14 protein-coding genes are annotated in these 14545 nt (G+C 67.9%); 5 read left to right on the top strand and 9 right to left on the bottom strand.

Annotated features, from left to right (window positions below; genetic code table 11):
* Positions 1-37: 37 nt before the first annotated feature.
* From BSY19_RS22385 to BSY19_RS22405, 5 genes are read left to right on the top strand one after another with little or no spacing between them, the layout of a single operon-like run.
* Complete coding sequence (locus BSY19_RS22385; RefSeq protein WP_069056088.1) at positions 38-1081, top strand: extracellular solute-binding protein; 1044 nt, start codon at positions 38-40, stop codon at positions 1079-1081.
* 1 nt (position 1082) lies between these two features.
* Positions 1083-1937, top strand: coding sequence for an ABC transporter permease (locus BSY19_RS22390; RefSeq protein WP_069056089.1), 855 nt, complete (start codon positions 1083-1085; stop codon positions 1935-1937).
* A 14-nt stretch (positions 1938-1951) separates the two neighbouring features.
* The gene (locus tag BSY19_RS22395) at positions 1952-2671 is read left to right on the top strand and encodes a GntR family transcriptional regulator (RefSeq protein ID WP_069056090.1); all 720 of its coding nucleotides are present in this window, start codon (positions 1952-1954) and stop codon (positions 2669-2671) included.
* A 47-nt stretch (positions 2672-2718) separates the two neighbouring features.
* Positions 2719-3930: a M24 family metallopeptidase gene (locus BSY19_RS22400; protein WP_069056091.1), complete on the top strand. Its 1212-nt coding sequence runs from the start codon at positions 2719-2721 to the stop codon at positions 3928-3930.
* A 53-nt stretch (positions 3931-3983) separates the two neighbouring features.
* Positions 3984-4919 (top strand): dihydrodipicolinate synthase family protein, encoded by a 936-nt coding sequence (locus BSY19_RS22405; RefSeq protein ID WP_069056092.1) that lies wholly within the window; start codon positions 3984-3986, stop codon positions 4917-4919.
* A gap of 48 nt (positions 4920-4967) precedes the next feature.
* Here BSY19_RS22405 and BSY19_RS22410 read toward each other — a convergent pair whose 3' ends face one another.
* The 9 genes from BSY19_RS22410 to BSY19_RS22450 all read right to left on the bottom strand — a co-directional run bounded on the left by BSY19_RS22410 (position 4968) and on the right by BSY19_RS22450 (position 14496).
* Positions 4968-6269, bottom strand: coding sequence for a sensor domain-containing diguanylate cyclase (locus tag BSY19_RS22410; RefSeq protein WP_069056093.1), 1302 nt, complete (start codon positions 6267-6269; stop codon positions 4968-4970).
* Positions 6270-6331: 62 nt separating this feature from the next.
* Entirely contained in the window at positions 6332-6976 is a 645-nt protein-coding gene (locus BSY19_RS22415; RefSeq protein WP_069056094.1) for a class II aldolase/adducin family protein, read from the bottom strand.
* 13 nt (positions 6977-6989) lie between these two features.
* Entirely contained in the window at positions 6990-8099 is a 1110-nt protein-coding gene (gene mtnA / locus BSY19_RS22420) for an S-methyl-5-thioribose-1-phosphate isomerase (protein WP_069056095.1), read from the bottom strand.
* Positions 8100-8106: 7 nt separating this feature from the next.
* Positions 8107-8634: an adenine phosphoribosyltransferase gene (locus BSY19_RS22425; RefSeq protein ID WP_069056096.1), complete on the bottom strand. Its 528-nt coding sequence runs from the start codon at positions 8632-8634 to the stop codon at positions 8107-8109.
* A 5-nt stretch (positions 8635-8639) separates the two neighbouring features.
* Entirely contained in the window at positions 8640-9518 is an 879-nt protein-coding gene (locus tag BSY19_RS22430; RefSeq protein ID WP_069056097.1) for an S-methyl-5'-thioadenosine phosphorylase, read from the bottom strand.
* 152 nt (positions 9519-9670) lie between these two features.
* Entirely contained in the window at positions 9671-10540 is an 870-nt protein-coding gene (locus BSY19_RS22435) for a cytochrome c1 (RefSeq protein WP_069056098.1), read from the bottom strand.
* 8 nt (positions 10541-10548) lie between these two features.
* Complete coding sequence (locus BSY19_RS22440) at positions 10549-11832, bottom strand: cytochrome b (RefSeq protein WP_069056099.1); 1284 nt, start codon at positions 11830-11832, stop codon at positions 10549-10551.
* A 54-nt stretch (positions 11833-11886) separates the two neighbouring features.
* Entirely contained in the window at positions 11887-12438 is a 552-nt protein-coding gene (gene petA / locus BSY19_RS22445; protein WP_257785731.1) for a ubiquinol-cytochrome c reductase iron-sulfur subunit, read from the bottom strand.
* Positions 12439-12630: 192 nt separating this feature from the next.
* Complete coding sequence (locus BSY19_RS22450; protein ID WP_069057313.1) at positions 12631-14496, bottom strand: ABC transporter ATP-binding protein; 1866 nt, start codon at positions 14494-14496, stop codon at positions 12631-12633.
* Between the last annotated feature and the right edge of the window lie 49 nt (positions 14497-14545).

Consider the following 14545-nt stretch of genomic DNA (forward strand, 5'->3'; position numbering starts at 1 on the left):
CGACCGAACGACAACCAGAAACGAGGGAGCCACCACGATGACGGACCTGTTCACACCCAATCGACGCCGTATCCTGACGCTCGCCGCCGGCGCCGCTGCCGCGCCGATCTTCGCCCCCGCCGTGCTGCGCGCGCAGGAGCCCGGCCGCTGCGTGCTCAGCACCTGGGGCGGCGACTATGCCAAGCTCCTGACCCAGAACATCGAGGAGCCGCTGCTCAAGCCCAAGGGCATCGAAGTGGTCCAGGATGCCGGCACCGAGCCGACCCGCGTCGCCAAGTCGATCGCCCAGCGCCGCCTGCCGCGCGGCAGCGTCGACGTCATCTGCGTGCAGGCGCCCGCCGCCTTCGACCTCGAGGACTCCGGCATGCTGGAGCCGCTCGACGAGGGCAAGGTGCCGAACCTCAAATACGTCCAGCCCGCCTTCGCCACGCCCTACGCGATCCCGCACATCTACAGCCCGCAGGTCATCGCCTACAGCCCCGAGCGCGTGAAGACGCCGCCGAAGAGCTTCGACGAGATGGCGGCCTATGGCAGCAAGGTCGGCATCCTCGACAACAGCTACATCTGGGTCGCCATGGCCGCCGCGCTCAAGCAGCAGGGCGACCCGGGCAAGATCGCCGAGGTCAAGGGCACACTCGAAAAGCTGATCAAGGCCGGCGCCAGGGCCTACACCTCGACGGAGGCCTTCGCTCCGGCGATCAAGTCCGGCGAGATCGATGTCGGCCTCGTCTGGCATGCCCGCGTCCTGTTCTGGACCAAGGGCGGCGTCGAAATGAAGTCGTCCTTCCCGGCCGAGGGCTGCCTGACCTATGTCTCCAGCATGTGCGTGCTGAAGAACGCGCCCAACAAGGCCGCCGCCTTCGCCTATTTGAACGCGGCGCTCGACCCGCGCGCCCAACGCGGCTTCGCCGACAGCATGGGCTACCACCCGACCATCACCAATGCCGCGCTGGAAGGCGAGGTCGCCACGCGCCTCGCCCTGCCGGACGGAGCCAAGCTGATGCCCGCGCCCTACCCCCAGCTCAGTGCCGTCCGCGACGACATGAACGACTGGTGGCGTCGTCTGCTGGATCGGCGCTGACATGAGCGCGCGCCGGCCCGAGGGGCTTACAGCTTCCATGCTCATCGGGCCGGCGACGCTGGTCGTCATGCTGTCGCTGGTGCTGCCGCTGGCGCTGCTCGCCCGCTACAGCCTGAACAAATATGACCGCCGCACCTTCATGATCGAGGCCTTCACGCCGGAGAACTATCTCCGCTTCGTGACCGACCCGTTCTACACCGGCGTGCTTTGGACGACCTTCAGCATCGCCATCGTCACGACCCTGCTCTGCCTGCTCCTCGGCTTCCCGATCGCCTACAAGCTCGCCCGCTCGCAGAGCCGCTGGAAGTCGATCGGCGTGCTGCTGATCATCCTGCCGCTCTTCATCGGCTCGACGGTGCGCGCACTGGGCTGGATGGGCGTGCTCGGCCGCGGCGGCATCGTCGACGCGCTCTATGGCGCGCTCGGCGGCTCCGGCATTTCGCTGCTCTACACCTCGTTTGCGGTCGGCATCGGCATCCTCTCGATCAACCTGCCCTACATGATCCTGACGCTGCAGAGCGTGATCGAGGGCATCGACGCGAAGCTGGAGGAGGCCGCCGACAGCCTCGGCGCCGATCCGACGCGGCGCTTCTGGCATGTCGTGCTGCCGCTCGCCCTCCCCGGCATCGGCACCGGCGGCATCCTCGTCTTCATCCTCGCGATGAACGCCTATGCCACGCCCTTCCTGCTCGGCGGCGCCCGCTTCCAGATGATGGCCCCGATGCTGTATCGGGAGTTCGCCGTGAACAACAACTGGCCCTTCGCGGCGGCGATCGCCTTCATCCTGATGCTGACGACGCTGTCGCTGACCGCAGTCTCCGGCCTGCTGGTCCAGCGCCGCTACAAGGCCCAGTGAAGCTGGAAGCCCGCATGATCTCCACCCTGTCCCCGCGTTCGAGAAGGCCGCTGCTCCGCCAGACCGTCACCGGCGCGGCGGTCGCCGAGCTGCGCCGCCGCATCCTGTCGGGGGCCGTCGCTGCCGGCGAGGCGCTGCGGCAGGACGCGCTCGCCCGCGAATTCGGCATCAGCCGCATCCCGATCCGCGAAGCCTTCCACCAGCTCGCGGCGGAGGGGCTGGTCACGCTCCATCCGCATCGCGGCGCAGTGGTGACCGCGCTGTCGGGCTCGGACATCGCCGAGCTCTTCGATTTGCGCGCCATGCTGGAGCCGGACCTGATCCGCCGGGCCGTGCCGCGACTCACCGCCGCCGATTTCGAGCGCGCCGAGACCCTCCTGGCCGATTATGCCGCGGCGATCGGCCGGAGCGACCTCGAGGCCTATGGCGAGCTCAACCGCGAATACCACCTCTCGCTCTACCGGGCGTCGGGGCGCAGCCAGACGCTCGAACTGGTGCGCGTCCTGCTCGCCAACACCGACCGCTACACCCGCGTCCAGCTCGCCATGTCGGAGGGCGCCACGACGCGCGCCAAGCGCGAGCACGCCGCCCTGCTCGATCTCTGCCGCGCCGGCGACGCCGAGGGCGCCGCGCGGCTGACCCTCGACCACGTCCTGGCCGTTCGCGAGGACCTGCTGCACCTGCTGGAGCCGGACGATGCCGACATCGCCCTGCCCCAGGCTCCGGCCGCCTGAGCGCGACCAACCTCATTCTCAAGACTGACCAGCGAGGACTACGGACCATGACCATCGGAGTGGGCGGATCGAGCTTCGAGGCGGAACTCGCCAAACTGAAGCCGATGACGGACGGCATCGAGCCGATTGCCGTCGGCGAGTTCAAGCAGCGCATCGCCAGGGCGCAGGCGCTGCTGCGCGAGCAGGGCCTGCAGGCGCTCTATCTGGATACCTCGACGAGCCTGGCCTATTTCACCGGCATCCAGCTCAACCTGACCGAGCGGCTGCACGGTGCGGTGATCCCGGTCGAGGGCGAGATCGCCTATCTCAGCCCCGCCTTCGAGGAACCGAAGACGCGCGAATACATGAAGTTCGGCGACGATGTCCGCTGCTGGGAAGAGCATGAGGACCCGACCGAGCTGGTGGTCGAGACCATCCGCAGCATGGGCTATGAGAGCGGCCAGGTCGCGCTCGATCCCCACACGCCCTTCTACATCGTCGACGGGCTGCGCAAGGCCGGCAACCGCTTCACCTTCACGCAGGGCAGCTCGATCACCGCCACCTGCCGCCAGCTGAAATCGGCCGCCGAGATCGCCCTGATCCAGCGCGCCATGGACATCACCATGGAGGTCCACCGCGCCGCCGCACGCGCGCTGCAGGTCGGCGTGACGACCGCGCAGACCAAGGACTTCCTCGACCGTGCCCATCGCAAGCTCGGCATGAGCTGGACCAGCGGCGCCGCCCAGTTCGGCGAGGCCACCGCCTACCCCCATGGCGTGCCCCACGAGCAGACGCTGGCCGAGGGCGACATGGTGCTGATCGACATGGGCACCAAGGTCGGCGGCTACCGCTCCGACATCACCCGCACCTATGTCTTCGGCGAGCCGACCGAGCGCCAGCGCGAGATCTGGAACCTCGAGAAGAAGGCCCAGCTCGCCGGCTTCGCCGCCGCCCAGCTCGGTGCGCCCTGCGAGAACGTCGATTTCGGCGCGCGCGGCGTCATCGAGGCCGCCGGCTACGGCCCCGGCTACAAGGTCCCCGGCCTGCCGCACCGCACCGGCCACGGGCTCGGGCTCGACGTCCATGAAGAGTCCTTCATGGTCAAGGGCAACAAAACCCCGCTCCAGGTCGGCATGTGCTTCTCGATCGAGCCGATGATGTGCATCTACGGCGAGTTCGGCGTGCGCCTCGAGGACATCGCCTACATGGCGGAGGACGGCGCGCGCTGGTTCACCCAGCCCGCCCACACCGTCGACGACCCCTTCGCATACGAAGCCTGACCCATCGGTCTCCGAAACCTGAACGACGCAAGAAACCGCCAAGGAAACGTTCAATGGCCTCAAACATCTTCTCCGGTACGATTCCCGCCCTGATGACGCCGTGCAAGGCGGACCGCAGCCCCGATTTCGACGCCCTCGTCCGCAAGGGCCAGGAGTTGATCGCCGCCGGCATGTCGGCGGTGGTCTATTGCGGCTCAATGGGCGACTGGCCGCTGCTGACCGACGAGCAGCGCATGGAAGGCGTCGCCCGCCTCTGCGCGGCCGGCGTGCCCGTGATCGTCGGCACTGGCGCGCAGAACACGCAGCGCGCCGCGGCCTTCGCCGCCCATGGCAAGCGCGTCGGCGCCAAGGGCCTGATGGTGATCCCGCGCGTGCTCTCGCGCGGCCCCTCGGCGTCCGCCCAGGCCGCGCATTTCGGCGCCATCCTCAAGGCGGCCGACGGCCTGCCGGCGGTGATCTACAACAGCCCCTATTACGGCTTCGAGACCCGCGCCGACCTGTTCTTCAAGCTGCGCGAGAGCCACCCCAACCTGATCGGCTTCAAGGAGTTCGGCGGCGCCAAGAGCCTGACCTATGCGGCCGAGAACATCACCGGCCAGTCGGAGGACATCACGCTGATGGTCGGCGTCGACACGCAGGTCTTCCACGGATTCGTCAATTGTGGCGCCAGCGGCGCGATCACCGGCATCGGCAACGTGCTGCCCAAGCCGGTGCTGCACCTCGTCTCGCTCTGCGAGAAGGCCGCCACAGGCGACGTGACGGCCCGCGCCAAGGCGCTCGAATTGGACGGCGCGCTCGCGGTGCTCTCGAGCTTCGACGAGGGGCCGGACCTGGTGCTGTTCTACAAATACCTGATGGTGCTCGAGGGCAGCCCCGAATACGAGCTGCACTTCAACGCCTCCGACAGCCTGACCGAAGGCCAGAAGCACTACGCCCGCACCCAGCTCGCGCTGTTCAACACCTGGTATGCCGCCTGGACGAAGGGCTGACGCGATCCGGCGAGGCCATCCGGCATCGCCCGCGCTCGGGCGGTGCCGTCAAGCCGTCCGGCGCGTGACCGGCAATGGTTGCGACTCGATCCGGTCGCGACCATTGCGCTTGGCTGCGTAGAGCGCCTCGTCGGCGCAGCCATAGAGAATGTCCTCGTCGATCGGCCCTTCGGCGGAGCAGAGCCCGATCGAGACCGTCGCGTGGTCGAGGTCGGGGTGAAGGCTTCGCCAGGGCGCACGGGCCAGCGCCGCGCGGATCGCGGTTCCGATCCGGTTAGCGTCCACCAGCGAGGCCCCGCCGAGGACCACGCCGAATTCCTCGCCGCCGATGCGGGAGACGAGCCGCCTGTGGCCGCTCGCCTGCTCGGCCACGATCGACCCGATCATCTTCAGACAGGCATCACCGACGAGATGGCCGAAACGGTCGTTGATCGCCTTGAAATGATCCACGTCGATCGCCAGCAGCGACAGCGGCCTGGCGATCCGGGCCTCGGCCGCGAGGAACGCCATGAAGGCGCGCCGGTTGGCGAGGCCCGTCAGCGCATCGGTGCCCGCGAGCTTGGCCAGTTCTTCGTTGGCCCGTTGCAGCGCGGCCTGCGCCTCGACGAGTTCGATGTGCTGGCGCTTGGCGGCCGTGATGTCGGCATGGGTGAAGAAGCCGATGCCGCCGACACTGTGCCGCGCGATGACCCTCAGCCAGCGCTGGCCGGGCAGCTCGATCTCGAAGGGCGCGCCGTCATAGCGCAGACCATTGCGAATGGCGGCACGCCAGGTGCCCGCCGGTGAACCCTCGCGCCAGCACCAGGCGATGATCTCATCGAGCGCGCAGCCGACCACCGGCCGGTCGCGGGGCAGGCCGTAGAGTTGCCTGAAGGCATCGTTGGCGGCGACGATCCGATCATCCGCGTCCAGAATGGTCGCTCCGTCGGGGATGAAGGGCAGCGCCTCGAACACGGGCAGCACGAGTTCGGGAACGGCCTCCGCCCGATGTTCGGCATCCAGCCGCTGCCACAGCCGCACCCGCCCGCCATCGGGAGCGCGAAGCGACGAGGCGCGCAGCCGGCGACCATGATGGATGAATTCGAAGGGCTGCGTCTGGTTGTCGTGGCGCGCAACGCCTTCCGCGATATAGCGCTCGACCTCGGGCATCTCCTCCGGAGACAGGCGGCAGCGATAGAAGCGGACGAGATTGTCCGCGTAGGGCTCGCCGACATAGATCTCGCCGTCATCCTCCGGGAAGAACTGAAGGAATGTGCTGTTCCAGCTGACGGCATCCAGCCGCGCATCGTACTCGCAGGCAGCAATGCCGAGCATATCCAGGGAGGCATGCAGGTACGGCGATAGGATCATGCCCTTTCATGGCGCACGGGCCTTAACAAGCCGTAAGATGCCCCAGCGCGAAGGCCCTGGCCTCAGCCGACCTTGCCGTATCCCGCGAACTTCGCGCTCACCCGCGCCATCTCGGCCGCGTCGAGAATGACGGGCTCCAGACCCGCAGCGAGGATGTCGAGATACTGGCCAGCCAGGTTCTCGACCTCCGCCACGATCTGGTGCGCCCCGGCGAGCGAGGCGCCGAGCGCGATGACGCCGTGGTTGGCGAGCAGCACCGCCTTGCGCCCCTCGAGCGCCCGCACCGCGTTCTCCGCCAGTTCCGGCGTGCCGAAGGTCGCATAATCGGCGCAGCGGATGTCGGCGCCACCGCAGAGCGCGATCATGTAGTGGAAGGCGGGGATGCCCCGGCGCGTGCAGGAGAGCGCGGTGGCGCGCGGCGAATGGGTATGGACGATCGCCTGCGCCTCCGGCCGCGCGCGGTAGATCGCGGCGTGGAAGGGCCATTCCGAGGATGGCTTGCGCGCGCCGGACAGAACCATGCCGTCGAGCGAGAGTTCGATCAGATCCTCGGGGAGCGTCTGCGCATAGGGCAGGCCCGACGGCGTGATCAGGAAGCCGGCCTCAGTCCGGGCCGAGACATTGCCCGATTTCGACGGGCAGAAGCCCGCGAGATCGATCGCCTGCGCCACAGCGACGATGCCGGCGCCGAGTTCGTCCCTGGTCATGATCTCGTCCTGCTCACGCGGGCGGCCGCCCGGCCCGTTCCGGAAACAGCCGCGCCAGCCCCTCCGCGCTCGCCTCGCAGACGCCGCGCTCGGTGATCAGCCCGGTCACGAGCCGGGCGGGGGTGACGTCGAAGGCGGGGTTGGCCGCAGGGCTGCCCGGCGCGACCACGCGGAACGCATGCACCTCGCCATCCTCCGCCAGCCCGGAGAGATGCGTGACCTCCCGTGCCGCGCGCTCCTCGATCGGGATCTCGCGCAACCCGTCCGACAGGCTCCAGTCGATGGTCGGCGACGGCAGCGCGACATAGAAGGGCACGCCGTTGTCATGCGCGGCCAGCGCCTTGAGATAGGTGCCGATCTTGTTGGCGACATCGCCGGTCGCCGTCGTGCGATCGGTGCCGACGATGACCAGGTCGACTTGCGCATGCTGCATCAGATGCCCGCCGGCATTGTCGGCGATCACGGTGTGGGGCACGCCGTGCGCGCCGAGTTCGTAGGCCGTGAGCGCAGCGCCCTGGTTGCGCGGGCGCGTCTCGTCGACCCAGACATGGACGGGGATGCCGGCATCATGGGCGAGATAGATCGGCGCCAGCGCCGTGCCCCAGTCGACGGTGGCGAGCCAGCCGGCGTTGCAATGGGTCAGGATGTTGATGGTCTTGCCCGCCGGGCGCTGCGCCGCGATGGCCGCGATCAGCCCGAGCCCATGCTCGCCGATGGCACGACAGAGCGCCACGTCCTCTTCGCAGATCAAAGCCGCCTCGGAATAGGCCATCGCGAGCCGCTGGCCCGGGTCGAGCGACGTCAGGACGCGGCGCATCCGCGCCAGCGCCCAGTGCAGGTTGACCGCCGTCGGGCGCGTTGCGCCGAGCAAAGCGAGTGCCCCCTCCAGCGCGGCGTCGGAGGCATCGGCCCGCATCGCCAGCGCGACCCCATAGGCGGCCGTCGCCCCGATCAGCGGCGCGCCACGCACGACCATGCTGCGGATCGCCTCCGCGGCCGCTTCAGCCGAGGACAGAGTCACCGTCTCGAAGCGGAAGGGCAGCCGCGTCTGGTCGATGACGCAGACACGCCAGCCATCCGGCGCGAGCCAGATCGTGCGGTAGGCCTGCCCGTTGATCTGCATCCCCGCCTCAATGCCCGCCGAAGGAGACCAGCGTGCGAACGGGCACGCCGAGCCGCCGGATCCGGTCGGCACCGCCGAGATCGGGCAGATCGACGATGAAGCAGGCGGCGACCACCTCCGCCCCCAGCCGCGAGAGCAGGTTCACCGCGCCTTCCGCCGTCCCGCCCGTGGCGATCAGGTCGTCGACCAGCAGCACGCGCTCGCCCGGCGACACGGCATCCTTATGGACCTCGATCTCGTCGGTCCCGTATTCCAGATCATAGGTGACGCTGACCGTCTCGTGCGGCAGCTTGCCCTTCTTGCGCACCGGGACGAAGCCGGCCGAAAGCTGGTGCGCGACGGCCCCGCCGAGGATGAAGCCGCGGGCCTCGATGCCGGCGATCTTGGCGATCTTCAGCCCGGCGAAAGGCTGCACCAGCTCATCGACCGCGCGGCGGAAAGCGCGCGCGTCGCCCAGCAGCGTGGTGATGTCGCGGAAGATGATGCCCGGCTTGGGGTAATCGGGAATCGCGCGGATGCTGTCGGCAAGGTTCATCGCTGTCAGGCCGCTTTCAGGAGGCGCCCCGCCACGGCGTCGAGCTTGGCGAGCAGGGCGGGATCGCGCATCTCGGGCGCGGTGATGATGGCATTGTCGAGTGCGTTGTGCGACCCGGCAGGACAGGGCACGCGCTCCTTCGGGAAATCGGCGGCGAGCCGCGCCACCAACCGCTTCGCCTTGTCGGCATTGTCATGCAGCACCTTGACCACGGCGGCCACGTCGACCGGTCCGTGCTCCTCGTGCCAGCAGTCAAAGTCGGTGACCATCGCGACCGTCGCATAGGTGATCTCGGCCTCGCGGGCGAGCTTGGCCTCCGGCATCGCCGTCATGCCGATCAGGTCGTAGCCGAGCGTCTTGTAGGTGATCGATTCCGCATAGGTCGAGAATTGCGGTCCTTCCATCGTCACCAGCGTGCCGCCGCGCACGAAGGCCAGGCCCTCCGCCGTCGCGGCAGCGGCGATCAGCCCCTGCAGCGCCGGGCCAACCGGATGGGCGACCGAGACATGGGCGACGCAACCCCGGCCGAAGAAGGAACTGGCCCGCCCGCTGGTCCGGTCGACGAACTGGTCGACCAGCACGAACAGCCCCGGATAGAGCTCGGCCTTGTAGGAGCCGCAGGCGGAGAGCGAGACCAGGTCGGTCACGCCGGCGCGCTTCATCACGTCGATATTGGCGCGGTAGTTGATCTCCGAGGGCGGGATCGCGTGGCCGCGGCCGTGGCGGGGCAGGAACACGATCCGGGTGTCGCCGATGCGGCCGAAGCGCAGAACGTCCGACGGCTCGCCCCAAGGGCTCTCGATCCGCTCCTCGCGCAGATCGCTCAGCCCCGGCAGATCGTAGATGCCCGACCCGCCGATGATTCCCAGAACCGCTGCACTCATGTCGATATCCTTCGTGACCGGGCGGGACTGTGCCGTGCGGTCCTCGCGGCATCAAGCGCGGGAGCATCGCGATCCGTGGCAGCGCCCAAGAAATGGTGGCACCCAAGAAAAAGGCCCCGTCGCCGGGGCCTCGTTTCGATGGAGCGTGTCGGTCAGTGCGCCGCGCTGCCGTCGGGCATGCGCGACCAGACCTTCTTCTTGGTGTAGTAGAGCAGCGTTCCGAACATGAGCAGGAACAGCATGACCTGCAGGCCGATGCGCTTGCGCGCCTCGAGATGCGGCTCGGCCGCCCACATCAGGAACGCCGTCACGTCCTTGGCATACTGCTTGGCGGTCTCGGGCACCTGCGGCTGCCCGTCGGGCCCCTTGGGGAACTCGACCTGGCCGTCGTTCAGCACGTTCGGCATCGCGATCAGATGGCCGGGCATATAGGTGTTGTAGTACTGGCCCGGCAGGAGCGTCACGCCTTCCGGTGGCGGATCCTTGTAGCCCGTCAGCAGCGCGGCGATGTAGTCCGGCCCCTGCTCCTGGTACTGCGTGAAGATGTCGAACACGAAGCGCGGGAAGCCGCGCTCATAGGTCCGCGCCTTGGCCAGCACAGACAGGTCCGGCGGGTAGGCGCCGCCATTGGCCGAGCGCGCCGCCTGCTCGTTCGGGAAGGGCGACGGGAAGGCGTCGGCCGCGCGGCCGGGCCGCTCGAACATTTCGCCCGCTTCGTTGGGGCCGTCCTTGATCTGGTAGGTCGCCGCGAGCGCCGTGACCTGGCCGGCCGTGAACTCCGGCCCGCCGGGCTGCGACAGGTTGCGGAACTTCAGGAGCGAAGCGCTGTGGCAGCTCGCGCAGACCTCCTTGTAGACCTTGTAGCCGCGCTGAAGCTGGGCGCGGTCGAAGGTCCCGAAAGGCCCCGAGAACGACCAGCTCAGCGCCGGCGGCTCGACGCGGGCGCCGGCAGCCTGGGCCGTCAGCGGCAGGGCGGCGAGCAGAAGGCCGAGGGCGGCCGAGCGAACCGAAAGAGTGATCATGATTCGTCTCAGCCCTTGGCGTTGGGTTCGGCGGCGACGGCGGTGCCCATGCGCGCACCCGATCCGCCCTGCAAAGCGCCGAGCACGGAGTCGGCGATCGAGCTCGGCAGTGCCTTGGGCCGTTCGAACAGGCCGACGACGAACAGCGCGACGAAGTAGCCGAAATACAGCACGGTGAAGATCTGCGAGGCGATGACGTAGCCACCTTCCGCCGGCATGGCGCCGAGCCAGCCGAGGCCGATGCAGACCACGACGAAGGCCCAGAAGAGCTGGCGGGCGATCGGCCGGTAGCTCATCGACTTCACCTTGGAGGTGTCGAGCCAGGGCAGGAAGGCGAGCACGACGATCGCCGCGCCCATGGCGATGACGCCGCCGAGCTTGTCCGGCACCGCACGCAGGATCGCGTAGAAGGGCAGGAAGTACCACTCGGGAACGATATGGGCCGGCGTCACGGCCGGATTGGCCGGGATGTAGTTGTCGGCATGGCCGAGGAAGTTCGGCGTGTAGAACACGAAGTAGGAGAACACGAAGATGAAGCACACCATCGCGAACACGTCCTTGACCGTCGCATAGGGCGTGAACGGAACCGTGTCCTTGGCGACGTTCTTCACCTCGACGCCGGTCGGGTTGTTCTGGCCGACATGATGCAGCGCCCAGACGTGGAGGATGACCACGCCGAAGATCATGAACGGCAGCAGGTAGTGCAGCGAGAAGAAGCGGTTCAGCGTCGGGTTATCGACCGAGAAGCCGCCCCATAGGAAGGTCACGATCGTCTCGCCGACGATCGGCAGCGCCGAGAACAGGCTGGTGATGACGGTCGCGCCCCAGAAGGACATCTGGCCCCAGGGCAGCACGTAGCCCATGAAGGCGGTGGCCATCATCAGCAGGAGGATGACGACGCCGAGGATCCAGAGCACCTCGCGCGGGGCCTTGTAGGAGCCGTAGTAGAGACCGCGGAAGATGTGGATGTAGACGGCGAGGAAGAACATCGACGCGCCGTTCGAGTGCAGATAGCGCAGCAGCCAGCCATAGTTCACGTCGCGCATGATGTGCTCGACGGAGTTGAACGCCATCGTCGAATGCGGCGTGTAATGCATCGCCAGGATGATGCCGGTGACGATCTGCGACACCAGCATGAACATGAGGATGCCGCCGAAGGTCCAGAAATAGTTCAGGTTGCGCGGCACCGGATAGGACACCGCCGAATCATGCGCGAGGCGGATGATCGGCAGACGCGCATCGAGCCAGCGCTCGAAACCTGTCTTCGGGACGTAGGAGCTGTGACCACTCATGCGGGTTGCCTCGGGGCTGTCTCTTACAGGCGGAATCGGAACCGAGCGCGCGGCTCAGCCGATCCGGATCTTGGTGTCGGCGCTGAATGCGTAGGGCGGGATCGGCAGGTTGAGCGGCGCCGGACCCTTGCGGATGCGGCCCGAGGAATCATAGTGCGAGCCGTGGCAGGGGCAGAACCAGCCGTCGTAGTCGCCCTTCGGATCGCCGGGGTTGTTGCCGAGCGGCACGCAACCGAGATGGGTGCAGTTGCCGTACACGACCAGGAACTGCTCGTGGCCCTGCTTGACGCGGGCCTGATCGGTCTGCGGATCGGGCAGCGAGGCCACGTTGACCGCGCGGGCCTCGTCGATCTCCTTCTTGGTGCGGTGACGCACGAAGATCAGCTTGCCACGCCAGAACAGCTTGATCGCCTGGCCTTCTGCGATCGGGGCGAGGTCGAGGTCGATCGGCGCGCCGGCGGCGACTGTCTGGGCGTCGGGCGCCAGCTGGCTCACCAGCGGCACCACGACCGCGCCGAGGCCGACGACACCGGCAGCGCCGGTCGCCAGCATGAGGAAATCGCGGCGTGTGGATTCGGTCGGTTTCGTATCGGTCGCGTTCGCCACGATCCAATCCTCTACAACGTCAGTCGAGCTTTGGAAAAACTCGAAATTGCAAACCTGCGCCGTATCTACGGGCGCGTCGTCACGGCCGCAATGCGGCGGCGCGTCACTGCGCGCTCTTTGGCATGCAGATTGGACGAAGTCTACTGTTGCGCGGAGCCTGCCGGTGCATGGCCCGTCATCGGCAGACGAGCCTCAGGCCGACAGCGTTTCCGGGTCCGCGGCGGCGAGAAACCCGCCCGACTGGCGCGCCCAGAGCCGGCCATAGAGCCCACCCCGCGACACCAGCTCCGCATGGCTGCCGATATCGACGATCCGCCCGCGGTCGAGCACGACCAGCCGGTCCAGCGCGGCGATCGTCGACAGCCGATGCGCGATCGCGATCACCGTCTTGCCCTGCATCAGCGTGGTGAGCTGTTCCTGGATGGCGGCCTCGACCTCGGAATCGAGCGCCGAGGTCGCCTCGTCGAGGATCAGGATCGGCGCATCCTTCAGCAGCACGCGGGCGATGGCGATGCGCTGGCGCTGGCCGCCGGAGAGCTTCACGCCGCGCTCGCCGACGCGCGAATCAAAACCGTGACGTCCGTCCTGGTCGCTCAGCCCCAGCACGAACTCATGGGCCGAGGCCTGGCGGGCCGCCTGCGCGATCTCCTCCGCCGTCGAGCCGACCCGCCCATAGGCGATGTTGTCGCCGATCGAGCGGTGCAGCAGCGAATTGTCCTGCGTCACCATGCCGATCTGCGCCCGCAGCGAATCCTGCGTGACCTGCGCGATGTCCTGCCCGTCGATCAGGATGCGCCCGCCCTCGAGCGGGTAGAGCCGCAGCAGCAGGTTCACCAGCGTCGACTTGCCGGCGCCGGAGGGCCCGACGAGGCCGATCTTCTCGCCCGGCTTGATCGTCAGATCGAGCCCTTCGAACAGGCCGCCGCTCTTGCCGTAGTTGAAGCGGACCTTGTCGAAGCGGATGCCGCCCGTCTCGACCCGCAGCGGCACGGCGTCGGCCGCGTCGGGCAGGTCGTGCGGCTTGGCGATCGTCTCCATGCTCTCCTGCACCGCGCCGATGTTCTCGAACACCCCGCGCACGAGATGGATCAGCCAGCTCGACATCTGGACGAGGCGCAGGACGAGGCCGATCGAGGCCGCCACGGCGCCGGGCGTCATCGCGCCCTGGCTCCATAGCCAGAGGCTGAGCCAGGCGGTGACGACCACAAGCAGGCTGTTCATCGTCTGCAGGATGACGCTGACGCCGGTGATCAGGCGCGACAGGTTGAGGAAGGCGGCGTTCCAGCGCGACAGCGCCTCGCGCACGGCCGAGCGCTCGGCATCGGCGCGCGCGAACAGCTTCACCGTGAGGATGTTGGTATAGGAATCGACGATCCGCCCCGTGGTCGACGAGCGGCCGAGCGAATTGGCCTCCGACCGGCTCTTGGCGCGCGGCACGAAATAGATCAGCAGCACGACATAGGCCGCGAGCCAGACCAGCACGGGCAGCGCCAGCCACAGCGAGGTCGCGCCGAAGAAGCCGATAGCGACCGAGGCGAAGATCAGCGCGTACCAGAGATCGTCGATGACCTCGATCGTGGCGCCGCGGATCGACTGGCCGGCCTGGATCACGCGGGAGGACAGGCGCCCGGCGAAGTCGTTCTGGAAATAGCCGAGCGCATGGCCGAGCGTGTAGACATGGTTGCGCCAGCGGATCTGGTTGGTGATCTGCGGCACCACGACCTGGTCGACGATGGCGTGGTTGGCGAAATAGACCAGCGGCCGCACCACGACCACGAGAAAGGCCGCTCCCGCCAGCAGCCAGCCATGGTCGCGGAAGATCGTCTCCGGCGATTGCGTCGCCAGAAGATCGACGAACCAGCCGACCATCAGATACATCGCCGCTTCGATGCCGCTGAAGCCGAGCCCCGTCAGCATGACGAGGACGAGCCAGCCCTTCACCCCCTTGATGTGGTGCCACATGAACGGCCAGACGCCGCGCGGCGGCGTCTCGCGTTCGTCGAAGGGCGCGAAGACGTCGATGCGGCTCTCGAGCCAGCGGAACAGCGGGGTGAACATGTCCGCCCTCTTCTGGACCGGCATGGCGACGAAATCGGGGCAGGGCCCG

It is taken from the genome of Bosea sp. RAC05 (genome assembly GCF_001713455.1).
GTDB lineage: Bacteria > Pseudomonadota > Alphaproteobacteria > Rhizobiales > Beijerinckiaceae > Allobosea.